22 protein-coding genes are annotated in these 23,313 nt (G+C 71.2%); 20 read left to right on the forward strand and 2 right to left on the reverse strand.

Features of this window, described 5'->3' with window-relative positions; translation table 11 throughout:
* The first annotated feature begins 47 nt into the window (after positions 1-47).
* From ELQ40_RS07620 to dapF, 12 genes are all read left to right on the forward strand, one after another.
* Positions 48-539, forward strand: coding sequence for a GNAT family N-acetyltransferase (locus ELQ40_RS07620; RefSeq protein WP_127793149.1), 492 nt, complete (start codon positions 48-50; stop codon positions 537-539).
* A gap of 140 nt (positions 540-679) precedes the next feature.
* A complete protein-coding gene (locus ELQ40_RS07625) occupies positions 680-2,308 on the forward strand; it encodes a collagen-binding domain-containing protein (protein WP_127793150.1) in 1,629 nt (542 codons plus the stop codon).
* A gap of 60 nt (positions 2,309-2,368) precedes the next feature.
* On the forward strand, positions 2,369-5,320 hold the full coding sequence (locus ELQ40_RS07630) for a DNA translocase FtsK (RefSeq protein WP_127793151.1): 2,952 nt from the start codon (positions 2,369-2,371) through the stop codon (positions 5,318-5,320).
* 21 nt (positions 5,321-5,341) lie between these two features.
* Positions 5,342-5,941 carry a CDP-diacylglycerol--glycerol-3-phosphate 3-phosphatidyltransferase gene (gene pgsA, locus ELQ40_RS07635; protein ID WP_127793152.1) on the forward strand — a complete coding sequence of 200 codons (600 nt, stop codon included), beginning with the start codon at positions 5,342-5,344 and terminating at the stop codon, positions 5,939-5,941.
* A 10-nt stretch (positions 5,942-5,951) separates the two neighbouring features.
* Positions 5,952-6,494: a CinA family protein gene (locus tag ELQ40_RS07640; protein WP_127793153.1), complete on the forward strand. Its 543-nt coding sequence runs from the start codon at positions 5,952-5,954 to the stop codon at positions 6,492-6,494.
* A gap of 124 nt (positions 6,495-6,618) precedes the next feature.
* Positions 6,619-6,930 carry a helix-turn-helix domain-containing protein gene (locus tag ELQ40_RS07645; RefSeq protein ID WP_127793154.1) on the forward strand — a complete coding sequence of 104 codons (312 nt, stop codon included), beginning with the start codon at positions 6,619-6,621 and terminating at the stop codon, positions 6,928-6,930.
* A gap of 90 nt (positions 6,931-7,020) precedes the next feature.
* Positions 7,021-7,251: a DUF3046 domain-containing protein gene (locus ELQ40_RS07650; protein WP_127793155.1), complete on the forward strand. Its 231-nt coding sequence runs from the start codon at positions 7,021-7,023 to the stop codon at positions 7,249-7,251.
* Between the two features lie 260 nt (positions 7,252-7,511).
* Complete coding sequence (recA, locus tag ELQ40_RS07655) at positions 7,512-8,579, forward strand: recombinase RecA (protein ID WP_127793156.1); 1,068 nt, start codon at positions 7,512-7,514, stop codon at positions 8,577-8,579.
* Positions 8,580-8,664: 85 nt separating this feature from the next.
* Positions 8,665-9,249, forward strand: coding sequence for a regulatory protein RecX (locus ELQ40_RS07660; protein ID WP_164863501.1), 585 nt, complete (start codon positions 8,665-8,667; stop codon positions 9,247-9,249).
* 92 nt (positions 9,250-9,341) lie between these two features.
* The gene (gene miaB / locus ELQ40_RS07665; protein ID WP_127793158.1) at positions 9,342-10,937 is read left to right on the forward strand and encodes a tRNA (N6-isopentenyl adenosine(37)-C2)-methylthiotransferase MiaB; all 1,596 of its coding nucleotides are present in this window, start codon (positions 9,342-9,344) and stop codon (positions 10,935-10,937) included.
* 2 nt (positions 10,938-10,939) lie between these two features.
* Positions 10,940-11,881 (forward strand): tRNA (adenosine(37)-N6)-dimethylallyltransferase MiaA, encoded by a 942-nt coding sequence (gene miaA / locus ELQ40_RS07670; RefSeq protein ID WP_127793159.1) that lies wholly within the window; start codon positions 10,940-10,942, stop codon positions 11,879-11,881.
* Between the two features lie 5 nt (positions 11,882-11,886).
* Positions 11,887-12,768 carry a diaminopimelate epimerase gene (dapF, locus tag ELQ40_RS07675; protein ID WP_127793160.1) on the forward strand — a complete coding sequence of 294 codons (882 nt, stop codon included), beginning with the start codon at positions 11,887-11,889 and terminating at the stop codon, positions 12,766-12,768.
* Here the strand turns inward: dapF and ELQ40_RS07680 are convergent.
* Positions 12,755-13,363 (reverse strand): class I SAM-dependent methyltransferase, encoded by a 609-nt coding sequence (locus ELQ40_RS07680; RefSeq protein ID WP_127793161.1) that lies wholly within the window; start codon positions 13,361-13,363, stop codon positions 12,755-12,757. The two genes, dapF and ELQ40_RS07680, sit on opposite strands and share 14 nt — an antisense overlap.
* 42 nt (positions 13,364-13,405) lie before the next feature.
* Here ELQ40_RS07680 and hflX point away from each other — a divergent pair, with 42 nt between their 5' ends.
* The 4 genes from hflX (at position 13,406) to ELQ40_RS07700 (ending at position 19,465) form a co-directional block, all read left to right on the forward strand.
* On the forward strand, positions 13,406-14,998 hold the full coding sequence (gene hflX, locus ELQ40_RS07685) for a GTPase HflX (RefSeq protein ID WP_127793162.1): 1,593 nt from the start codon (positions 13,406-13,408) through the stop codon (positions 14,996-14,998).
* Between the two features lie 231 nt (positions 14,999-15,229).
* Entirely contained in the window at positions 15,230-16,231 is a 1,002-nt protein-coding gene (locus ELQ40_RS07690; RefSeq protein ID WP_127793163.1) for a methylenetetrahydrofolate reductase, read from the forward strand.
* Positions 16,228-18,564: a 5-methyltetrahydropteroyltriglutamate--homocysteine S-methyltransferase gene (gene metE, locus ELQ40_RS07695; RefSeq protein ID WP_127793164.1), complete on the forward strand. Its 2,337-nt coding sequence runs from the start codon at positions 16,228-16,230 to the stop codon at positions 18,562-18,564. Before ELQ40_RS07690 ends, metE begins: the two co-directional genes overlap by 4 nt.
* Before the next feature lie 127 nt (positions 18,565-18,691).
* Entirely contained in the window at positions 18,692-19,465 is a 774-nt protein-coding gene (locus ELQ40_RS07700) for an alpha/beta fold hydrolase (RefSeq protein ID WP_127793165.1), read from the forward strand.
* Positions 19,466-19,513: 48 nt separating this feature from the next.
* On the opposite strand, the gene lexA is transcribed toward ELQ40_RS07700, so the two are convergent.
* A complete protein-coding gene (lexA, locus tag ELQ40_RS07705; RefSeq protein ID WP_127793166.1) occupies positions 19,514-20,251 on the reverse strand; it encodes a transcriptional repressor LexA in 738 nt (245 codons plus the stop codon).
* A gap of 279 nt (positions 20,252-20,530) precedes the next feature.
* On the opposite strand from lexA, the gene ELQ40_RS07710 reads away from it, so the two are divergent.
* From ELQ40_RS07710 to hisH, 4 genes are all read left to right on the forward strand, one after another.
* Complete coding sequence (locus ELQ40_RS07710; protein WP_127793167.1) at positions 20,531-20,896, forward strand: LysM peptidoglycan-binding domain-containing protein; 366 nt, start codon at positions 20,531-20,533, stop codon at positions 20,894-20,896.
* Positions 20,897-20,972: 76 nt separating this feature from the next.
* Entirely contained in the window at positions 20,973-22,064 is a 1,092-nt protein-coding gene (locus ELQ40_RS07715; protein ID WP_127793168.1) for a histidinol-phosphate transaminase, read from the forward strand.
* Positions 22,061-22,675 carry an imidazoleglycerol-phosphate dehydratase HisB gene (gene hisB / locus ELQ40_RS07720; RefSeq protein WP_127793169.1) on the forward strand — a complete coding sequence of 205 codons (615 nt, stop codon included), beginning with the start codon at positions 22,061-22,063 and terminating at the stop codon, positions 22,673-22,675. The genes ELQ40_RS07715 and hisB overlap by 4 nt, the downstream gene beginning before the upstream one ends.
* Complete coding sequence (gene hisH, locus ELQ40_RS07725) at positions 22,672-23,313, forward strand: imidazole glycerol phosphate synthase subunit HisH (protein WP_127793170.1); 642 nt, start codon at positions 22,672-22,674, stop codon at positions 23,311-23,313. Before hisB ends, hisH begins: the two co-directional genes overlap by 4 nt.

The following is a 23,313-nucleotide window of genomic DNA, read 5'->3' on the forward strand; positions in this document are numbered from 1 at the left end:
CGGACCGGCGAAACCTCCCGGAAACCGTGGGCGCGTAGCATCCGGTCATGGCGGACTTCACGATTCGCCCGGCTGTCCTGGGCGACGGTTCATTCCTCGCGGACATGGTGGTCGAGGCGGCGAACTGGCGGGCCGGCGCGACGCGCCCGAGGCCCGCGATCCTGAGCGATCCGGTGTATCGCAACTACATCGCGGGGTGGCCGCGACCGGCCGACCGCGGCTTCATCGCGAGCGACGAGGGCGACCGGCCGATCGGTGCCGCCTGGTACCGGATGCTCGGGGCGGATGTCCCGGCGCACGGCCACGTGGCGACCGGGGTGCCGGAACTCATCATCGGGGTGAAGCCGCCGTGGCGATCGCAGGGCGTGGGTCGCGCGCTGATGCGTTCGCTCCTGGACGCGGCCCATGCCGCCGGGCACGCGCGACTCGCCTTGAGCGTGGAGCACGGGAACCATGCGGAGGCGTTGTACCGGAGCGAGGGGTTCGCGGTCGTGGCACAGCGCGGGGACCGTCGGACGATGGTTCGACTGCTCGCCTGAAACCGGACAGTATCCTCCGTGCGTCCGTGGCGCGAAGGGGGGAAGGGGCCGAATCGGCCGTGCCGTGTACGATTGGCGCGCGGGACCCGAACCGCCGGGACGACTTCGGCGCGGTCCCATTCGACCGGACAAGGGGGAACATGTCCACCACGAGGCGCCGCACCCGAACCGCCGCGATCGCGGCAGCAGCGCTCGCAGGAGCACTCGTCGTGCCCGCGGGTCTGGCCGGTTCCGTCCCCGCAGCGCAGGCCGTGGTGCCGGACACGTTCAACCCCTTCGTCGCGGCGGGCGGCTACTCGATCTACGTCCGCGAAGACGCGTTCCTCGGCGGCAGCGAGACCGAGGGCGCGGTCGCCGTCGGGGGATCCCTGAGCGTGCGCGGCGACGGCGGGAACTACGGCGTGATCCATTTCGCCGCCGGCACCGCCGACTACACGATCCCGACGGTGGACGGCGATCCGACGCGGGTCCTCGCCGGGCAGTACGACTCGGGGTCGGCCGGGCGACTGCAGATCTCGAACGCCGGCACGAGCGACCCCGCGCTGCTGGGCACCCTGAAGCTCACCCAGGACGACCCGCTGTACGGCTACTTCGAGCGCGGCGGGTTCACCCGATACCGGCTCGCGGCGGCTCCCGACGCCGATGCGCCCCCGCTCATCGACATCGAGGCGCTGCCATGGACCGATGCGGCCACGGCAGAGGCGGCGACCCTGACCGCGCTGCCCACCGTCGCCGACTACGTCGAGGCCGACATGACCTGGACCTACGACGAGGCGGCCCAGTGCCTCGCCGACGTCGCCGACCCGACGAACGGCCTCGCTGCGTTCCCGACGATCCTCGAGAACACGGGCGGACGACTCGTGCTGACCGGCGTCGCCACGGACCGCCCGAACGTCGTCGAGTACCAGGACATCGGCGCGCAGCAGGTCCAGTTCGACCCCGACGTGGCGCTCGGCCCGCAGAACCCCCTCATCGTCCGGGTTCCGGCCGGAACGACCGTGGTCAACGCGCCGTTCGGCGCCGAAGGCGACACCAAGCACTACATCTTCTACGACCTGAGCGCCGTCACCGGCGACGTGACGATCCAGCCCGCCGTCGCCGGCGGACGCATCGACGGCTCGATCTACGCGCCGAACGTCGACCTCACGGCCGGCGGCTCACCGCTCGACGGACAGGTCCTCTCGCAGAACCTCGACATCACGCTCGGCAGCGGCGAGACCCATGCCTATCTCTTCCGCGGTGAAGTGCCGTGCATCGCGCAGGAGGGGTCGACGACGTTCGACATCGTCAAGACGGTCACGGGCAGCGGCGCGTCGCTCGTCCCGTCCGACGCGACGTTCCTCGTGGACTACGTCCGCGACGGGACGGATGCCGGTGAGCTCGCGCTGCCCGTCGGCGAATCGGTGGTCATCGCCAACCTGCCCGACGGCACCGAGATCACCCTGGTCGAGGTCGTCCCGCCCGACGTCCCCGGCGTCGGCTGGGGTACGCCGGTGTGGTCCATCGACGGCGTCGTCCAGACGCCCGCGCCCGACGGGAGCGTGACCTTCACGGTGCAGTCCGGGACCACGATCTCGGTCGGGCTCGAGAACGTCGCGAACCTCGTGCCGCCGGCTCCGACGCCCGGCCCGACCCCGGCGCCCGGCCCGGCGGAACTGGCGGAGTCCGGGGCCGACGGAGGCGTCGGACTGTTCGCCGCACTCGCGGCATTCGTCGTCGGAGCGGGTGCGCTCGGACTCACGCTCCGTCGTCGCAGCGCACGTCGGTAGTTCCTGACACTCGCGCGGACCTGCGGGGCTGCGTCACCGGTTCGCCCTAACGTTGAGCCCATGGCTACGAGCACCAGGTCGAACGGGCGCGCGTCGGGCACGTCCGGGCGTGGCGGTGCCAAGGGTTCGACGACACGGACCTCCTCGGCGGCGAAGACGGCGCCGACGAAGAAGCTCCCGGCGACGCGCGGTGCGAAGGCGGCCCAGCCGGCCGATCGGCCGAACCTCCTCGTGCGCGCCTGGATGGGCCTCGCGCACGTCGTCGGCGGTGGCGCGCGCGCGCTCGGTCCGGAGACCCTCGAGAAGGACGAGCGCCGCGACGGACTGCCGTTCTTCCTCGTGTTGCTGGCGATCGCCGGTGCCGTGATCGAGTGGTTCTACATCAACGACCCCGTCGCGCAGACCCTCGACGCGTGGACCTTCGGCGCGCTCTTCGGCCGAGTGGCGTTCGCGCTCCCGGTGATCATGCTCCTCTTCGCGGTGTGGCTGTTCCGCCATCCGAGCTCGGTCCACGACAACACCAGGATCGGCATCGGCCTCGCGCTCCTGCTCCTGTCGGTATCGGCCCTGTGCCACATCTTCGGCGGTCAGCCCGAGCCGAACGAGGGCATGCCGGTGCTGGCACGCGCCGGCGGCATCCTCGGCTGGATGCTCGCGCAGCCGCTCATCCTGCTGATCACGCCGGCGGGTGCGACGGCCGTGGCGATCGTGTTCGGACTGCTGTCGCTGCTCATCATGACCAAGACGCCGCCGAATCGTATCGGCGCGCGGTTCCGCGAGTTGTACGTCTGGTTGTTCGGCGAGGTCGAGAAAGACGAAGCGGATGCCCCGGCGCCCGAGCCGAAACGACGGCGGCGCGGCGATCGGGCCGAGCGTTCCGAACCGGTCGAGCTCGACGGCCTCGACGCCGACGGCGAGGCCGACGCGGGTTCGGGACTGCTTCCGTGGTGGCGACGCAACGCCTCGAACCGCGAGGAGGACCCGGCGTTCGAGTCGGCCGGTGCCGAAGGGCTCACCGAGGTCTTCGGGCAGGGATCCGGCGACGGCAGCTTCGAGTCCGCGCTCGAGGGGCAGGGGGGCGTGGGCGGCTACGGCGACGAGGTGCTCGGCGACCTCGAGCGGGCGGAATCGGCGCTGCAGCGCTTCACCGGGGATGTGCCGCACGGCGGCACAGCACTCCGGGGCGACGAACCCGGCGTCGCGATGCTCGACGGACTCGTGCCGATCGACGGCGACGTCGACCAGACCGCAGGGGCGTTCACGGCGCCCCTCGCCGGCGCGGGCGTCGACGAGGCCGAGGTCGAACAGCCCGAGCGTCCGTACCACCTGCCGTCCGCCGCGACGCTGTCGGCCGGAGCTCCGGCGAAGACCCGCTCCGCCGCGAACGACGAGGTCGTGCGGCAGATCACCGGCGTCCTCGACCAGTTCGGCGTCGACGCGAAGGTCACCGGGTTCTCGCGAGGGCCGACGGTCACGCAGTACGAGATCGAACTCGGGCCGGGGGTCAAGGTCGAGCGAGTCACGGCGCTCTCGAAGAACCTCGCCTATGCGGTGGCGTCCAACGAGGTCCGCATCCTCTCGCCCATCCCGGGCAAGAGCGCCATCGGCGTCGAGATCCCGAACGCCGACCGCGAGATCGTCACGCTCGGCGACGTGCTGCGCTCGGGCGCCGCGATGGGCGCGAAGCATCCGATGACGATCGGCGTCGGGAAGGACGTCGGCGGCGGCTACGTCGTCGCGAACCTCGCGAAGATGCCGCACCTGCTGGTCGCCGGTTCCACCGGCTCCGGCAAGTCGAGCTTCGTGAACTCGATGATCACGAGCCTGCTCATGCGTGCGAAGCCGAGCGAGGTGCGCATGGTGCTGATCGACCCGAAGCGGGTCGAACTCGCACCCTACGCGGGCGTGCCGCACCTGATCACGCCCATCATCACGAACCCCAAGAAGGCCGCGGAAGCGCTCCAATGGGTCGTGAAGGAGATGGACATGCGGTACGACGACCTCGCGTCGTTCGGATTCCGCCACATCGACGACTTCAACAAGGCCGTCGTGAACGACGAGATCGTGCTGCCCGTCGGTTCGGAGCGCCGACTGAAGCCGTACCCCTACCTGCTCGTCGTCGTCGACGAACTCGCCGACCTCATGATGGTCGCCCCCCGCGACGTCGAGGACTCGATCGTGCGCATCACGCAGCTCGCCCGTGCCTCGGGCATCCACCTGGTCCTCGCGACGCAGCGCCCTTCGGTCGACGTCGTGACCGGGCTGATCAAGGCGAACGTGCCGTCGCGGCTCGCGTTCGCGGTGACGAGCGTGACCGACTCGCGGGTCATCCTCGATCAGCCCGGCGCCGACAAGCTGATCGGGCAGGGCGACGGCCTGTTCCTGCCGATGGGCGCGTCGAAGGCGATCCGCGTGCAGGGTGCGTGGGTCGCCGAGGCGGAGATCGAACGCGTCGTCGCGCACGTCACCCGGCAGGCACGCCCCGAGTACCGCCAGGACGTCGACGCCGCCGTCGAGAAGAAGGAGATCGACGCGGACATCGGCGACGATCTCGAACTGCTCCTCGCCGCCGCCGAACTCATCGTGTCGAGCCAGTTCGGGTCGACCTCGATGCTGCAGCGCAAGCTCCGCGTCGGCTTCGCCAAAGCCGGCCGGCTGATGGACCTGCTCGAGTCGCGCGAGGTCGTCGGGCCGTCCGAGGGCTCGAAGGCCCGCGACGTGCTCGTCACGGTCGAGCAGTTGCCGCAGGTGCTCGCGAAGATCCGCGGCGAGGAGCCGGGAGGCGGCTCGCCCGTGAGGCCTTCGACGCCGGCCCAGCCTGCAGGCGCCCAGCCTGCAGGCGCTCAGCCTGCTCCGGGGCCGCAGCCGACACAGGCCGTCACGGGGCCGGCACCCGGATTCGATGCCGACGCGCGCTACGACGAGGATCCGGTCGCGCGGATGTCGGCCGGGCTCGAAGAGGTCGACGGCGAGGACGACGAGGACGCCTGGGGCCTCACCGGGCGCGACTGAGCGCCCGCTATCCTTGGCAGCATGACCTCCTCCGCCGGCACGCCCGCGCGCTCGGCGAACTGGAACCTGCCGAACGCGATCACGGTCGTGCGCATCCTGCTCGCCCCGGTCTTCTTCTGGCTCCTGCTCGCGGACGCGGGCGAGGGCGGTGCGCTGCGCTGGGTCGCGACGGCCCTGTTCGTCATCGCGATCTCGACCGACTGGGTCGACGGCTACCTCGCGCGCAGCCGAGGCCTCGTGACCGATCTCGGCAAGATCCTCGACCCGATCGCGGACAAGCTGCTCACCAGCGGCGCGCTCGTGTGCCTGTCGATCCTCGGCGAGGTGCCGTGGTGGGTGACGGGCCTGATCGTGCTCCGCGAGGTCGGCATCACGATCTGGCGGTTCGTCGAGCTGCGCCGCGGCAACGTGGTTCCGGCGTCGTCGGGCGGCAAGCTGAAGACGGTGGCGCAGGCCGTCGCGATCTCGTTCGCGCTGGCACCGTTCCCGGTGCTGCTCGGCGAGTGGATGGCCTGGGTCAACGCGGTGCTCATCGCGATCGCACTGGTGCTCACGGTGTGGTCGGGCATCCTGTACGTCCGCGACGCGGTGCGTCTGGCGCACGAACGGCGCGGCTCCTGACGGGCGCACGATGACGGATGCCCCCGCCGCCGCCAACCGACCTTCCTCGACGGGCTCGCCGGCGGCCGAGCTGGTCGCGATGCTGACCAGCCGCGGGTGCACCGTCGCGGTCGCCGAGTCCCTGACCGGCGGGCTCCTCGCTGCTGAGATCGTCGCCGTGCCCGGGGCATCCGTCGTCTTCAACGGCGGCGTGGTCGCGTACGCGACCGCGGTGAAGGCGAGCCTGCTCGGCGTCGACGCCGCGCTGCTGGCCGAGCGCGGTGCCGTCGATGCCGAGGTCGCCCGCCAGATGGCGCGCGGGGCCCGCGAGGCGCTCGCGGTCGATGGTCGCCCGGCGGACTTCGCCGTCGCGACCACCGGAGCCGCGGGTCCCGACCCGCAGGACGGCAAGGCTCCCGGCACCGTGTTCATCGCGGTCGGCACGTCGAGGGGGCAACGGGCGGTCGAACTCGCGCTCCGGGGATCACGGCAGGAGATCCGCGAGGAGACCGTTCGACGGGCCGTCGCGATGCTCCTCGACGAGGTCGTCGCCGATGCGGAATATCCCGTGTGAACACGCGGTTACAGGTCGTGAGTTCACACGGAAACTCCAGTGTGGAAGGCTAGAGTCGAGACAGGGAGAGCAGGGGGTTAGACTGACCCTCCCGTTTCGGCTCACGTGAAGAAGGAGGTTCCCGATGGTTCTGGTTCGACAGGAGATCGGCGATGTGTTGAGGGACTTCCGACTGCAGAAGGGTCGCACGCTGCGACAGGTCGCCTCGAAGGCGAGCGTCGCGCTCGGCTACCTGAGCGAGGTCGAACGCGGTCAGAAGGAGGCCTCGAGCGAGATCCTCGCCTCGGTCGCCGATGCGCTCGACACGCCCATCTCCGTGATCATGCACGAGGTCGGCGACCGTCTCGCGGTGCTCGAGGGACTCACCCCGGTGGTGCCCGACAGCCTGCCCGACGAGCTCGTCGCGGAGTTCGACGCGGAGATCATGGTCCGCTGACCATCCCACGATTCGCAGGCACCGGCCGGTCGGAAGACCGGCCGGTGTCGTGTTCCTGAAGGAGTTCGTCGTCTTGGAGGGGTCCATCGCATGAAGCGCAGCGAGTTCCAGGTCGCGATCGACGAGGAGTTCGGGCCCGGATACGGCGGCGCGCTCGTGCGCGACCTCACGATGGAGGCGCTCGGCGGCCGGACCGCCCGGGAGGCGCTCGACGCCGGCATTCCGCCCCGGGAGGTCTGGCTCGCCCTCTGCGCGGCGACCGACGTGCCGGTCGAGCGCCGCCACGGGGTCGGCCAGCGCGAGCCCGGACGGCACGGCTGAGTCCGCACCGAAGACGTGTTCGACACGCCGTACGGCATTCGAACATCCGTTCGGTGGATCGCGTAGGCTCCTGCACAGCGGATGCCACGACGACACCGTCCACAACCTGAGGTTCAGGCCGAGGGATGTCGGTGGCCGGCCATACGGTCGGAGTCGTCGGAAGCAACCCGCAACCGCCTTGTCGTGAACGTGACGGAGCCGCCGGCCCGCCATCGCAGCGACAGCCTAGAGGCAGCCGTACGAATCGAAGGAGCCACCCCATGCCATCGCCCGCAGACCGCGAGAAAGCCCTCGAAACCGCCCTCGCCCAGATCGACCGCCAGTTCGGCAAGGGCTCCGTCATGCGCCTCGGCAGCGAGGAGCGCGCGCCGGTCGAGATCATCCCGACGGGTTCCATCGCCCTCGACGTCGCACTCGGCGTCGGAGGCCTGCCCCGCGGGCGCATCATCGAGATCTACGGCCCCGAGTCCTCGGGCAAGACCACGCTCACGCTCCACGCGATCGCCAACGTGCAGCGCGCCGGCGGCATCGCCGCCTTCATCGACGCCGAGCACGCGCTCGACCCCGAGTACGCGAAGAAGCTCGGCGTCGACATCGACTCGCTGCTGGTCTCGCAGCCCGACACGGGCGAGCAGGCGCTGGAGATCGCCGACATGCTCGTGCGCTCGGGCTCGATCGACCTGGTCGTCATCGACTCCGTCGCGGCGCTCGTGCCCCGTGCCGAGATCGAGGGCGAGATGGGCGACTCGCACGTCGGCCTCCAGGCCCGCCTCATGTCGCAGGCGCTCCGCAAGCTGACCGGTGGGCTCAACCAGACGAAGACCACGGCCATCTTCATCAACCAGCTCCGCGAGAAGATCGGCGTCTTCTTCGGCAGCCCCGAGACGACCGCCGGCGGCAAGGCGCTGAAGTTCTACGCGTCGGTCCGACTCGACATCCGACGGATCGAGACCCTGAAGGACGGCACCGAGGCGGTCGGCAACCGCACCCGCGTCAAGGTCGTGAAGAACAAGATGGCGCCGCCCTTCAAGCAGGCGGAGTTCGACATCCTGTTCGGGGTCGGCATCTCGCGCGAGGGCTCGCTCATCGACTACGGCGTCGACCAGGGCATCGTCAAGAAGTCGGGCGCGTGGTACACGTACGACGGCGACCAGCTGGGTCAGGGCAAGGAGAACGCCCGGAACTTCCTGCTGAAGAACCCCGACATCGCGGCTGACATCGAACAGAAGATCCTGGTGAAGCTCGGCATCGGCCAGGCCGGTGCCGCGGCGGCCCAGCAGGCGGTCTCCAACGTCGAGTCGATCGAGGCGAAGCGCCGCGGAGCATGAGGCATCGTCCGGCGCGTCGGCTCATGGCCGGCGCGCCGGACACATCCACCGGAGCGGCTTCCGTGGGAGCCGGGGAGGAGCAGCAGTGCACGAACGCTCGAGCGAGGATCGCCTCGCACCCGTGACCTACCTGCCGTGGGCGGAACGCCCGTCACCCGGAGCGCCGGCCGAGACCCATGACGATGTCGAGGCGACGGAGACGGGCGTCGAGCGCGACGCCCGCATCGATCGCCTGGTCGTCTCGCGCCTGCGACGGTCGTCGCTGTCCAACGCCGAGGTGCGTGGCGTACTCGTCGAGCACGGCCTCGACGACGCGGAGGTCGACGAGTGGATCGAGCGATACGAGCGGCTGGGGTACCTCGACGACGCGCGTCTGGCCGAGCAGCTCGTGCACACGGGCGCTTCGCGCCGTGGGCGCGGCAGCGGGGCGATCCTCGCCGAGCTCGGCCGACGCGGGGTCGACCCCGCCGCGGCTCGGGCCGCCGTCGAGGAGATCGATCCCGAGGTCGAGCACGAGAACGCGTTGCGCGTCGCGATGCAGCGCGCGAGGCAGCTGGGCGGCCTCGATCGCCGTGTCGCCGAACGCCGGCTCACCGCGTTCCTGCAGCGACGCGGGTACCCGTCGGAGATCGTCCGGCGCGCCGTTGCGGAGGCGTTGCCCGCGACGTGAACCCGGGGCAGCGAGACCGTGGGGCGGTGCGGTCGTGCGGCGCGATGACGGTGCGGCGAACCGTCGTCCGGCGAACGTAGACTGGTTCGATCATGAGCACCATTCAGCAGGCCTCGGTGGGCGAGGCCGGAAGCGTCGTGCGGCGCACGTACGAGGTCCGGACGTTCGGCTGCCAGATGAACGTGCACGACTCGGAGCGGCTCTCGGGCTCCCTCGAGGCGGCCGGCTATGTCCCGGCCGACGGCGCCGAGCCCGACGTGGTCGTCATCAACACCTGCGCCGTTCGTGAGAACGCCGACAACAAGCTCTACGGCAACCTCGGCCATCTCGCCGGTGTCAAGCGCCGCCACGAGGGCATGCAGATCGCCGTCGGCGGCTGCCTCGCCCAGAAGGACAAGAACGTCATCCTCGAGAAGGCGCCCTGGGTCGACGTCGTCTTCGGCACGCACAACATGGGCTCGCTGCCGAGCCTGCTCGAGCGTGCACGCCACAACGAGGAGGCACAGCTCGAGATCCTCGACTCGCTCGAGGTGTTCCCGTCGACGCTCCCCACCAAGCGCGACTCCACGTACAGCGGGTGGGTGTCGATCTCGGTCGGCTGCAACAACACGTGCACCTTCTGCATCGTGCCCGCGCTGCGCGGCAAGGAGAAGGACCGCAGGCCGGGGGAGATCCTCGCCGAGGTGCAGGCGCTCGTCGATGACGGTGCGATCGAGGTGACGCTCCTCGGCCAGAACGTGAATTCCTACGGGGTCGAGTTCGGCGACCGTCAGGCGTTCGGAAAGCTGCTCCGCGCAGCGGGAACGATCGACGGGCTCGAGCGCATCCGCTTCACGAGCCCGCATCCGGCGGCGTTCACCGACGACGTGATCGACGCGATGGCCGAGACGCCGAACGTGATGCCGCAGCTCCACATGCCCCTCCAGTCCGGATCCGATCGCATCCTGAAAGCCATGCGCCGCTCGTACCGGTCGGAGAAGTTCCTCGGCATCCTCGATCGCGTCCGCGCCAGGATCCCGAACGCCGCGATCTCGACCGACATCATCGTCGGTTTCCCCGGCGAGACCGAGGAGGACTTCCAGGAGACGCTTCGGGTCGTCGAGGCGGCGCGGTTCGCGTCGGCCTTCACGTTCCAGTACTCGATCCGGCCCGGCACGCCGGCCGCGACCATGGACGAGCAGGTGCCCAAGGAGGTCGTGCAGGAGCGCTACGAGCGGCTCGTCGCCCTGCAGGAGCGCATCTCCTGGGAGGAGAACCGCGCGGTGGTCGGTCGCAGCGTCGAGCTCCTCGTCGCGACCGGCGAAGGCAAGAAGGACGCGGCTACGCACCGCATGAGCGGACGGGCCGAAGACAGCCGGCTCGTGCACTTCGAGGTGCCCGCGGGTTCCGAGGTGCCCCGGCCCGGCGACGTCGTCACCGTGACCGTGACGGATGCCGCGCCGTTCCACCTGCTCGCCGACTCGCCCGACGGCGCGCCGCTCGTCATCCGACGTACTCGCGCCGGCGACGCGTGGGACCGCCAGCAGGCCGAGAGCTGCGGTGTGCCCGCCGCCGCCAGCGCGAGTTCCACTGCGTCCGCGGGTCGAGTCTCGCTCGGACTGCCGACGATCCGCGTCGGCCGCGAACCGCTCGTCGCGCCAGGCGTCGGCACGATGCCGATCTACGACCCGACCGACGCGCAGCGCTGAACGTGACGACGCGCGGCGCCGACCTGTCGCTGATCGCGATCGTCGGCGCAACCGGCACGGGCAAGTCGGCGTTCGCGCTCGACCTCGCCGAGGCGTGGGCTCGCAACGGCCGCCACGCCGAGGTGGTGAACGCGGACGCGATGCAGCTCTATCGGGGCATGGACATCGGCACGGCGAAGCTCACGGTCGAGGAGCGGCGTGGCATCCCGCACCACCTTCTCGACGTCCTCGACGTCACGCAGGAGGCGTCCGCGGCGGCCTACCAGCAGGCGGCACGCGCCGAGATCGAGCGGATCGCGCAGGACGGCGGCACCGCCCTGCTCGTCGGCGGCTCGGGGTTGTACGTGTCGAGCGTCATCCACGACTTCCGGTTTCCCGGCACCGATGCCGCGATCCGGGCGCGCCTCGAGGCGGAGCTCGCCGAGTCGGGCCCGGGCCTGCTGCACGCGCGCCTGCGCGCGATCGATGCCGAGACGGCGGCGGGCGTCGACGCGGCGAACGGTCGGCGTGTCGTCCGGGCGCTCGAGGTGATCGAGCTGACCGGGGAGTCCAAGGCGGCACGGCTGCCGGACGAGCCCGTGCCGTGGCGGCCGCACCGAGTGGTGCACCTGCGCAGCGACCGTGCCGTGCTCGTCGACCGGCTCGACCGGCGTGTCGAGCAGATGTGGCGGGACGGCATCGTCGACGAAGTCGAGTCGCTCGTGCCCGCCGGGCTCGAACGCGGGGTCACCGCGCGGCGTGCGATCGGGTACGCGCAGGCGCTCGGTGAACTGCACGGCCGGATGACGCGTGCCGAGGCGATCGAGCAGACGCAGCAGCTCACTCGGACGTACGCGCGCCGGCAGGTCAGCTGGTTCAAGCGGTACCCCGGCGCCGCGATCGTCGACGCCGACGACCCGGCCGCCCGGGCCGCGGAACTGGCCCGTCAGTCGGCCGTAGACTGATCGGCATGCCGTTCGATCTGAGGTTCACCAAGGGGCAGGGCACGGGGAACGACTTCGTGCTGTTCGCCGACCCCGAGGGTGATTCCGAGCTCACGCCGACCCGGGTCCGGGCGGTGTGCGACCGCCGGTTCGGCGTCGGAGCCGACGGAGTGATCCGCGCGGTGCGCTCGGCGAACCTCGACGCCGGCGAAGGCTCGCTGGCCGAGGACCGCGACGCGGTCTGGTTCATGGACTACTGGAACGCCGACGGCTCGGTGTCCGAGATGTGCGGCAACGGGGTGCGCGTGTTCACGTCGTATCTGCTCGATCAGGGATTCGCCGACATCCCGCCGGGCGGCGAACTCGCCATCGGCACCCGTGCCGGGGTCAAGCGGGTGAGCCGGTCGGTCAACGGCTTCCAGGTCGACATGGGCCGGTGGCGGCTCGACGGCAGCGACCCGCTCGTCCGGGCGCGGGAGCTCCCGGTGGCACGTCCGGGCCTCGGCATCGACGTCGGCAATCCGCACGTGGTCGTGGCCCTGGCCGACGACGACGAGCTCGACGGCCTCGACCTCGGCTACGTGCCGATCCTCGACCCGGTGCCCGCGGCGGGGGCGAACGTCGAGTTCGTGGTTCCCGCCGAGCCGCTCGTCGAGGACGGCGTCGGTCGCATCCGCATGCGGGTCCACGAGCGCGGGTCGGGGGAGACGCTGTCGTGCGGAACGGGCGCGGTCGCCGCAGCACTCGCGGTGCGGCACTGGGCGGGCAGCGGGGCGCCGAACGACTGGCGGGTGCAGGTACCCGGCGGGGTGCTCGGCGTGCGCATGTTCCAGGCTGACGACGGCGAGCATGTCGCCCTGTCCGGCCCTGCCGAGCTCGTCTTCGACGGCGTGCTCAGCCTCGCGTGACCCGCAGGACCCGGAACCCCTTCGACGAGTCCGCCCGTTCGATGTCGTAGCCGTCGGCGAACTCGGCCGCGAGCCAGCGCTGGAACGAATCGGCGCCGAGGTGCTTCTGCACGACGAGCCACGCCTCCCCGCCGGGTTCGAGTCGGGGGAGCCAGTCGCGCATGAGGCCGTGCAGCACCGCCTTGCCGACGCGGATCGGCGGGTTCGACCAGATCGCCGCGAAGGAGACGTCGTGCGGAACCTGTTCCGCCGTCGCCGCGGTGACGTTGTCGAGGCCGTGCCGCGCGGCGTTGCGTCGCACGAGGTCGAGCGCCCGCTCGTTGACGTCGATCGCCCACACCGAGGCATCCGGCGCCTCGATCGCGAGCGTCAGCGCGATCGGGCCCCATCCCGAGCCGAGGTCGAGGAGGTGGCCGGCCTGCGGCGGCGCGGACACCGTGTCGAGGAGCACCCGGGTGCCGCCGTCGACGTGGTCGGGGCTGAACACCGCGGGCGCGGTGACGACCTGCAGGTCGCGCCCGGCCAGTTCCACGCGGATCTCCCGAAGCGCCTCGGGTGAGGCGGCGCTCGACGAGAAGTAGTGGTCCTGGGGCATACCGGGAACCTATCGCACGATTCCGAAGTAGGCTGGAGGGGTATGAACGACGCTACGCACGAGACCGCCGACGACGCCGTGGACCGCGTGCTGCGCAACGCCGAGAGCCGAGCCGGCATCTCGCGGTTCGGCGCGGCCGACGCCACCAGCATCCAGAAGCAGGAGGCGGATGCCTCGCCCTGGGGCGATTCCGGCGACGGCGAGCAGTTCGACCGCGAGGAGCGGGCCGCGCTGCGTCGTGTCGCGGGGCTCTCGACCGAGCTCGAGGACGTCACCGAGGTCGAGTACCGACAGCTGCGGCTGGAGAACGTGGTGCTCATCGGCGTCTACGCGCAGGGGTCGCTCGATGACGCCGAGAACTCGCTCCGCGAGCTCGCGGCGCTGGCCGAGACGGCGGGAGCCCGGGTGCTCGACGGCGTACTGCAGCGTCGGCCGCACCCCGACCCGTCGACCTACCTCGGCCGCGGCAAGGTCGAAGAGCTCCGCCACATCGTCGCGTCGCTGGGCGCCGACACCGTCGTGGCCGACTCCGAACTGGCGCCGAGCCAGCGTCGTGCGCTCGAAGACCAGGTCAAGGTGAAGGTGATCGACCGCACGGCGGTGATCCTCGACATCTTCAGCCAGCACGCGAAGAGCCGCGAGGGCAAGGCGCAGGTCGAGCTCGCGCAGCTCGAGTACCTGCTGCCGCGACTGCGCGGCTGGGGTGAGTCGATGTCGCGCCAGGCCGGTGGACAGGTCGGCTCGGCCGGCGCCGGCATGGGTTCGCGCGGCCCCGGTGAGACGAAGATCGAGCTCGACCGCCGCCGCATCCACTCCCGCATGGCGAAGCTGCGCCGGCAGATCGCGGGCATGAAGCCGGCTCGTGAGGCGAAGCGCGCGAACCGCAAGCGCAACGCCGTGCCCTCGGTCGCCATCGCCGGCTACACGAACGCGGGAAAGTCGAGCCTGCTGAACCGGATGACCGGGGCAGGCCTGCTGGTCGAGAACGCGCTGTTCGCGACGCTCGACGCCACCGTCCGCCGCAACACGACGGCCGACGGCCGCGTCTACACGCTCGCCGACACGGTCGGCTTCGTGAGGAACCTGCCGCACCAGCTCGTGGAGGCGTTCCGCTCGACGCTCGAGGAGGTCGGCGAGTCCGACCTGATCGTGCACGTCGTCGACGGTGCGCATCCCGACCCTGCCGGCCAGATCGCGACGGTGCGCGACGTCATCGGCGAGGTCGGTGCGCGCGACATCCCCGAGCTCGTCGTGTTCAACAAGGCCGACCTGCTCACCGAGGAAGACCGTCTCGTGCTGCGCGGCCTCGAACCCGACGCGATGTTCGCCTCGGCTCGCACCGGCGAGGGCGTCGCCGAGGTCCTGGCCGCGATCGGGCGGATGATCCCCGACCCGGCCGTCGAGATCGACCTGCTCGTGCCGTACGACCGGGGCGATGTCGTGTCGGCGTTGCACGAGTCCGGTCGGGTGCTCTCGGTCGAGTACGTCGAGGACGGCACGCGCATCCGGGCGATGGCCTCGCCGGAGCAGGCGGCGCAACTCGCCGGGTTCGCGACGTCGCCGCAGTCTGCCGCGGTCGAGTCTGCCGCGGTCGAGTCCGCCGCGGTCGAGTCCGCCGCGGTCGAGTCGGCCTGACGCGGCGCGCGGGCGTCGACCGACCGAATCCGTCACGCGCCGCCACATCGCTGGCCGCTGCGCGGCGATCCGCGTATCGTGCCCCGTGATCGACGTGCCGGGTCCGACGCCCGGTACCTGGAGCGACAGCCGAGCCCGGCGCCCGCCCGCGACACCACCCCGCCGTGACGGTCGGGGGGCGCGGCGTGCCGATGCCCTCCCGTCCCTGCGGCGAAGTCCGGCAGGAGCGACATGGCAGTGTCCGACCTCGACGGCGGCATCCATCGCGCGGCGATCTCGTTCGAGCTGCTCCCGCCGCGGTCCGACGCCGCCGCCCTCGCGCTCGGGCGCACCATCGACCGGCTCGCCGAGGTCGAGCCCGCCTTCGTCTCGGTGACCTACGGCGCCGGGGGCTCCACCCGCGACCGCTCGCTCACCGTGCTGCGGTATCTCCTGGACCACACCGCCATCGAGCCCATGGCGCACCTCACGTGCGTGGGCTCCTCGTACGCCGAGGCGAACCAGCTCGTACGCCGGTTCCTGGACGCCGGCATCACGAGCTTCCTGGCCCTGCGCGGCGATCCGCCGATCGGCAGTGAGGCGTCCGAGGCCGGGCTGGGCGACCTGCGCAGCGCCGCTGAGCTCGTGCAGCTCATCCATCGCGTGCAGGAGGAGCGCGAGCCGTTCGGCGTGTCGGGCATCCCCGGGATCCCCGGCGCGAGCACGATCCGCGAGCGCCCGCGACCGGAGCGCGTGGCCGTCGCCGCGTTCCCGACCGGGCATCCGCGCTCTCGCGGCATCCAGCACGATGTCGACGTGCTCCTCGCGAAGGAGGCCGCCGGCGCCAACCTCGCGATCACCCAGCTCTTCTGGTATGCCGACGATTACCTGACGTTCGTCGAGCACGCGCGCCGCGGCGGTGTCACCATGCCGATCCTGCCCGGGATCATGCCGACGACCACTCCCGGACGGCTGAAGCGACTCGCCGAACTGACCGGCGTCGAACCCCCGGCGGATCTCGCGATCTCCCTCGAGATCGAACCGGATGCCTCGGCGCAGATGCGGATCGGCGTCCGATTCGCGGTCGAACTCGCCCGTGAGGTGATCTCCGGCGGCGCCCCCGGCCTGCACCTGTACACCTTCAACCGTCACGACGCCGTGCTCGACGTGATCGAGCAGCTCGCCCAGTCCGACCATGTCTCCGACCCCCGGCCCGCTGGGGCCGTCCACGAAAGGAACTCGACGCAACGATGACCACCTCAGCGTTCCCCAAGGGCACGATCCTCGGATACCCGCGCATCGGGCGCCGCCGCGAGCTCAAGCGCGCGGTCGAGGCGTTCTGGGCCGGCTCGATCGACGCCGCCGAGCTGGAGGCCCGCGCCGCCGAGCTGCGCGCCGCGAACCGCGACCGTCTCGCCGCGCTCGGCCTCGGCCGAGACGACTCGTCGATCCCCGAGTCGTTCTCGTACTACGACCAGGTGCTCGACGCCGCGATCGCGGTCGGCGCGGTGCCGTCGCGGTTCGCGCGGCTCGTCGCCGAGGACGGCTCGGTCGACCTCGCCGGCTACTTCACGATCGCGCGCGGCGAAGGCGAGGACCTGCCGCTCGAGATGACGAAGTGGTTCGACTCCAACTACCACTACCTCGTCCCCGAGATCGGGCCGGACACCGCGTTCAGCGCGCACGGCGATCGCCTCGTCGCGGAGTTCGCCGAGGCGAGGGCCGCGGGGTACCTGACGCGTCCGGTGCTCGTCGGCCCGGTCACGTTCCTGGCGCTCGCGAAGCCGGCCGACGGTGCGCCGGCCGGCTTCCGCCCGCTCGACCGGCTCGTCGACCTGCTCCCGGTGTACGGGCGATTGCTCGCGCAGCTCGCCGAAGCGGGGGCCTCGTGGGTCCAGCTCGACGAGCCCGCGCTCGTCAGCGAGAGCATCGACGCGCCGCGCGACCTGGTGCTCGAGTCGGTCGGGGCCGCGTACGACGCGCTCGGTGCCGCCGAGCAGCGCCCGGCGATCTTCGTCGCCGCGCCCTACGGCGGCCTCGACGACGCGCTGCCCGCGCTCGCCGCGACCCCGGTCGAAGCGATCGGCTTCGACCTGGTGAAGGGCTCGGTGCCGTCGGGCCTGGACCCGGCGACGGCCGAGTCGCTGGCGGGCAAGGCCCTGGTCGCCGGCGTGATCGACGGCCACAACATCTGGCGCGGCGACCTCGCGGCGGCATTCGACCGGGTCGAGGCCCTCGCGAACCTGTCCGGTGAGGTGTCGGTATCGACGTCGACGTCGCTCTTCCACGTGCCGCACGACGTCGCGGACGAGTCGAAGCTCGACCCGCGCCTGGTCGGCTGGCTCGCGTTCGCCGACCAGAAGGTCGGCCAGGTCGCCACGCTGGCGACGGGCCTGGTCTCGGGCCGTGAGGCGATCGGCGAGGCGCTGGATGCCGCAACCGCGTCCCTCGCCGACCGCGCCGGCGCCCCCGGGGTCCGCGTGCCGAACGTGCGCGAGCGGTTGGCCGCGCTGCGCGACGGCGACTTCAGCCGAGACGACTTCGACACGCGCGTCGCCGCTCAGGCTTCGCTCGAGCTGCCCGAGCTGCCGACCACCACGATCGGCTCGTTCCCGCAGACCGGCGACATCCGCCGCGCCCGTGCACGCCTGGTGAAGGGCGAACTGACGCACGAGGAGTACGTGCAGGCGATGCGCGAGGAGATCGAGCGGGTCATCCGACTGCAGGAGGAGCTCGGCCTCGACGTCCTCGTGCACGGCGAGCCCGAGCGCAACGACATGGTGCAGTACTTCGCCGAGCTGCTCGAGGGCTTCGCCGTCACCGAGCACGGCTGGGTGCAGTCCTACGGTTCGCGCTGCACGCGCCCCTCGATCCTCTGGGGCGACGTGTCGCGTCCGGAGCCGATGACGGTCGCCTGGTCGACCTACGCGCAGTCGCTCACCGCGAAGCCCGTCAAGGGCATGCTCACGGGACCGGTCACGATCCTGGCGTGGTCGTTCGTCCGCGACGACCAGCCGCTCGGCGACACGGCACGCCAGGTCGCCCTCGCCCTTCGCGACGAGATCGCAGACCTCGAGGCATCCGGCATCCGGGTGATCCAGGTCGATGAGCCGGCGCTGCGCGAACTGCTGCCGCTGAAGCGCGCCGACCAGCCCGCGTACCTCGACTGGTCGGTCGGCTCCTTCCGGCTCGCGACGGCGGGCGCCGCCGCCGCGACGCAGGTGCACACGCACCTGTGCTACTCGGAGTTCGGGGTCGTGATCGACGCGATCCGCGAGCTCGACGCGGATGTCACCTCGATCGAGGCGGCCCGCAGCCGCATGGAGGTCGTCGACGACATCTCGGCGAGCGGCTTCGACCACGGCATCGGCCCGGGCGTCTACGACATCCACTCCCCGCGAGTGCCCAGCATCGACGAGGTGCAGGGCCTGCTCGAGCGTGCCGTCGCCGAGATCCCGGCATCCCGTCTGTGGGTGAACCCCGACTGCGGCCTCAAGACGCGCGGATACGAGGAGACCGTCGCGTCGCTCGAGCACATCATCGCCGCGACGCGTGCGGTCCGCGAGGGCGCCTCGGTCGGCGGCTGACGCAAGCCGTCGCCGACGCAAGCCGTCGCCGACGCATTCCGCCGGCGAGCGGCGGTGCGCACGATGCACATCGTGCGCACCGCCGCTTGGCGGCTTCCGCTCAGGTCGGCGAGGTAGCGTGCTCGGCATGCAGCTCGCGGTGACCGAATCCGGGCGCGGTCCCCGTACGGCCGTCCTCATCCACGGCATCATGTCGGACTCGCGTGCCTGGCATCGCGTGACGGCCGAGCTCGAGTCGCACGGATTCCGGGTGTTCGCCGTCGACCTGGCCGGACACGGCCGCAGCCCCCGAGCCCGGCGGTACTCGCCGTCGGCCTGGGCCGACGACGTGGTCGAGACATTGGAGCCGCTCCTCGGCGGCGCCCCCGACGTCGTGATGGGCCACTCGCTCGGCGGACTGGTCGCGAGCCTCGTGGCCGACCGGCTCGCCCCGCGCGCGGCGATCTACATCGACCCGGCGTTCGCGTTTCCGGGCGGCCTGCGCGGACTCGCGTTCAAGCTCTTCTTCGCGATCGCACCGCGCCCGCGTCGGACGGCACTCGTGAAGATGAACCCCAAGTGGCACGCCGAGGACGTCGAGATCGAGCTCGCGACCCTGCGCGACTGGGACAAGCGCACGGTCCTCGGCTTCGCGGACACGCGCCCGCTCGTTCCTCCGGTGCGGCTGGTCGCGCCGAGCCTCGTGCTGCTCGCCGAGAAGAGCCTGCTCATCACCGAGCAGGTCGCGAACCGGATGCGTCGCCAGGGCATGACCGTGCAGACCGTGCGCGGCACCGGGCACACGGTGTTCCGCGACGACCACGCCGGGTTCATGGACGCCGTGCTGGGCTGGCTGCGGGGCCTTCCGGCGCAGGCCGGTCACGTCGGACCGCGGATCGGAGCGCCGGTCGGCGGCAGCTGATCCGGCGGAGGGGCCGTTCGTCGACGCCGGCGCCGGACGGGCCGGAGCTCAGACCGTGCGCAGCACGGCGACGACCTTGCCGAGCACCTCGGCGGCGTCGCCGAGGATCGGCTCGAACGCGCTGTTCCGCGGCAGCAGCCAGGTGTGGCCGTCGCGCTGGCGGAAGACCTTGACGGTCGCCTCACCGTCGAGCATCGCCGCGACGATCTCGCCGTTCTCGGCCGTCTTCTGCGAACGGACGACGACCCAGTCGCCGTCGCAGATGGCCGCGTCGATCATCGAGTCGCCGACCACCTTCAGGATGAACAGTTCGCCCTTGCCGACGAGTTGACGGGGGAGGGGGAAGACCTCCTCGACCTGCTGCTCGGCCGTGATCGGCACGCCGGCGGCGATGCGGCCGACGAGCGGGACCATCGCGGCGTCGCCGACGGGCGCGGCGGTCCCGATCGTCGGCACGCGCGCCTCACCGCCCGGCAGCTCGATGAGCACCTCGAGCGCGCGAGGCCGGTTCGGGTCACGGCGGAGGTAACCGGCGAGCTCGAGCTGGTTGAGCTGGTGGGTGACGCTCGACAGCGACGAGAGCCCGACCGCGTCGCCGATCTCCCGCATGCTCGGCGGGTAGCCGCGCCCGGCGACCGAGCGCTGGATCACCTCGAGGATCGCCACCTGCTTCGGCGACAGCGACTTGCGCCGGCGGGTGCCCGCATCGGGAGTGCGGTCGATGTCGGTGGTCACGTTGAGCCCCTCGTCACGGCCGTCGGCGGTCGGTGCCGGCGACGACCTCATCGGCGTCCATCGGCCGGATCACGCTGCTCGGCGGTCGATGTCGGTGGTCGGTGTTCGACTGGAGTCGGACATTCGAAACTGTATCCGCCGAACGGGCGAGCGACAAACATCTGTTCGAGCGTGTCGCCCGATCGGCAGCCGAGTCCGGACGGAGGTCGACGCTTGCCAGTTCGAACATTCGAAGATATATTCGGAACAGAGATTCGTATCCGGCGCTCCCGGCCGAGCGCCGGATACGGATCCAGCCGGGATCCACACACGGAGGGCACGGGAGGAATCATGAGCATCGCCAGCGCACCGACCGCATTCGACGGGCTCGCACCCACCGGAACGGCACCGCGGACGCGCCTGCGACTCACCCGTCGTGGGCGACTCGTGTTCACGACGCTCGGGGCGCTGCCGCTCGTGATCTGGACGCTCGTGTCGGTGCTCGGGTCGGGGCCCGCCGCCGCCGGGGGAGCATCCGGGGGCGGAGCGCTGCAGACCGTCACGGTCGGTGCCGGCGACACCCTCTGGGAACTCGCGGTCATGATCGCCCCCGACGACGACCCGCGCGAGGTCATCGCCGACATCCTCCGCATCAACGGACTCGAGTCGCCGATCGTGCAGCCGGGGCAGGAACTCGCGCTGCCTGCGGGGCGCTGACGGCAGTGCTCCCGGCGCAGCCCGACCGCACGTCGCAGGGCGTCCCACCTCTCGCGCCGCGTCTACCATTGAGCAGGTGACGAGTCTCGACGATCTCCCCATCCGAGACGACCTTCGCGGTCAGATGCCCTACGGGGCACCGCAGAAGGTCGTGCCCGTGGCGTTGAACGTGAACGAGAACACGCATCCCATCCCGGAGGCGGTCGCGCACGACATCGTGTCGCGCGTCGCGTCGGCGATCCTCGGACTCAACCGGTACCCCGACCGCGAGTTCACCGAACTGCGCGCTGCATTCGCCCGGTACCTCGGACACGGCCTCGCGCCCGAACAGGTCTGGGCCGCGAACGGGTCGAACGAGGTGCTCCAGCACGTGCTGCAGGCCTTCGGCGGTCCCGGTCGAAGCGCCCTCGGCTTCGCGCCGACGTACTCGATGTACTCGCTGCTGTCGGCCGGCACCGGAACCGCGTGGATCGACGCGCCGCGAGACGCCGACTTCGAGCTGACGCCCGAGACCGCCGTGGCGGCGATCCGGAAGCACGACCCCGACATCGTGCTGCTCTGCGCACCGAACAACCCGACCGGCACCCCGGCGTCGCTCGCGACGGTCGAGGCCGTCGTCGACGCCGCGCGGGGCATCGTCGTGGTCGACGAGGCGTACTTCGAGTTCGCCGATCCCGGCACGCCGAGCGCGCTCAGCCTGCTGCCGGGCCGGCCGAGACTGCTCGTGTCGCGGACCATGAGCAAGGCGTTCGCCTTCGCGGGCGCGCGGGTCGGCTACCTGGCCGGCGACCCGGCGGCGATCGACGCGCTCCGGCTCGTGCGGCTCCCGTACCATCTGTCGGCCCTGACGCAGGCGGCCGCGCTCGGCGCGCTCGCGCACGCCGACCAGATGCTGGCGATGGTCGACGAGATCCGCGGGCAACGCGAGCGCATCGTCGTCGAACTCGGCGCGCTCGGCTTCCGGCCCTACCGCAGCGGCGCGAACTTCGTGCTCTTCGGCGGCGTCGACGACCCGCGCGCGGTGTTCGAGGGACTGCTCGCGCGCGGCATCCTCATCCGCGAGATCGGCATCGACGGATGCCTCCGCGTCACGGCCGGCACCGAGGCGGAGACCACGGCCTTCCTCGAGGCGATCGCCCTCTTCGCGCCGAATAGGATGACGGCATGACCACTCCGAAGCCCCACCGCACCGCTCGCGTGCAGCGGGAGACGAGCGAGTCGAGCATCGACCTGTCGATCGACCTCGACGGCACCGGCAGCAGCGACCTCGAGACCGGCGTGCCGTTCTACGACCACATGCTCACCGCGTTCGCGAAGCACTCGCTCACCGACCTCACGGTGCGCGCCAGCGGTGACATCCACATCGACGTCCACCACACGGTGGAGGACGTCGGCATCGCCCTCGGCACGGCGATCCGCCAGGCGCTCGGCGACAAGACAGGCATCTCGCGGTACGGCGACGCACTCGTCCCGCTCGACGAAGCGCTCGCCCAGGCCGTCGTCGACATCTCGGGCCGCCCGTACCTCGTGCACACCGGCGAGCCCGCCGGCTTCGAGCACCACCTCATCGGCGGGCACTTCACCGGTTCGATGGTGCGACACGTATTCGAGGCGATCACGTTCAACGCCGCCCTCACGGTGCACGTCAACGTGCTCGGCGGCCGCGACCCGCACCACATCGCCGAGGCGGAGTTCAAGGCGTTCGCGCGCGCGTTCCGCCAGGCGAAGGCGTACGACCCGCTCGTGGTCGGCATCCCCTCGACGAAGGGCGCCCTGTGACGAGAGCTCGGCGCGTCGTGGTGCTCGACTACGGTTCGGGCAACATCCACTCCGCGGCGAAGGCGCTCGAGCGTGCCGGCGCGGAGGTGCAGGTGACGGCGGATCGCACCGCGGTCATGGAGGCGGACGGCCTCTTCGTGCCGGGCGTCGGCGCCTTCAGGGCCGTCATGGAGCAGCTGCGCGCGGTACGCGGTGACGAGCTCATCGACCGCCGGCTCGCGGGCGGGCGGCCCGTCCTGGGCGTCTGCGTCGGCATGCAGGTGTTCTTCGAGCGCGGCGTGGAGTTCGGCGTCGACACCGAGGGCCTCGGGGAATGGCCGGGCGTCGTCAGCGCCCTGCCCGCCGAGGTGCTGCCGCACATGGGGTGGAACACGGTCGAGCCGGGGGAAGGCAGCGCGCTGTTCGCCGGAATCGAGCACGAGCGCTTCTACTTCGTCCACTCGTACGCCGCGCAGGAGTGGACGCTCGATGTCTCGCCGCCGTTCCCGGAACCCAGCGTCACCTGGTCCGAGCACGGCGGCAGGTTCCTCGCCGCGGTCGAGAACGGCCCGCTGTCGGCGACCCAGTTCCATCCGGAGAAGTCGTCGGATGCTGGCATCCGTCTCCTCGGCAATTGGATCGGGACGCTCCGGGACTAG

Source organism: Agromyces sp. LHK192, assembly GCF_004006235.1.
Taxonomy (GTDB): domain Bacteria; phylum Actinomycetota; class Actinomycetes; order Actinomycetales; family Microbacteriaceae; genus Agromyces.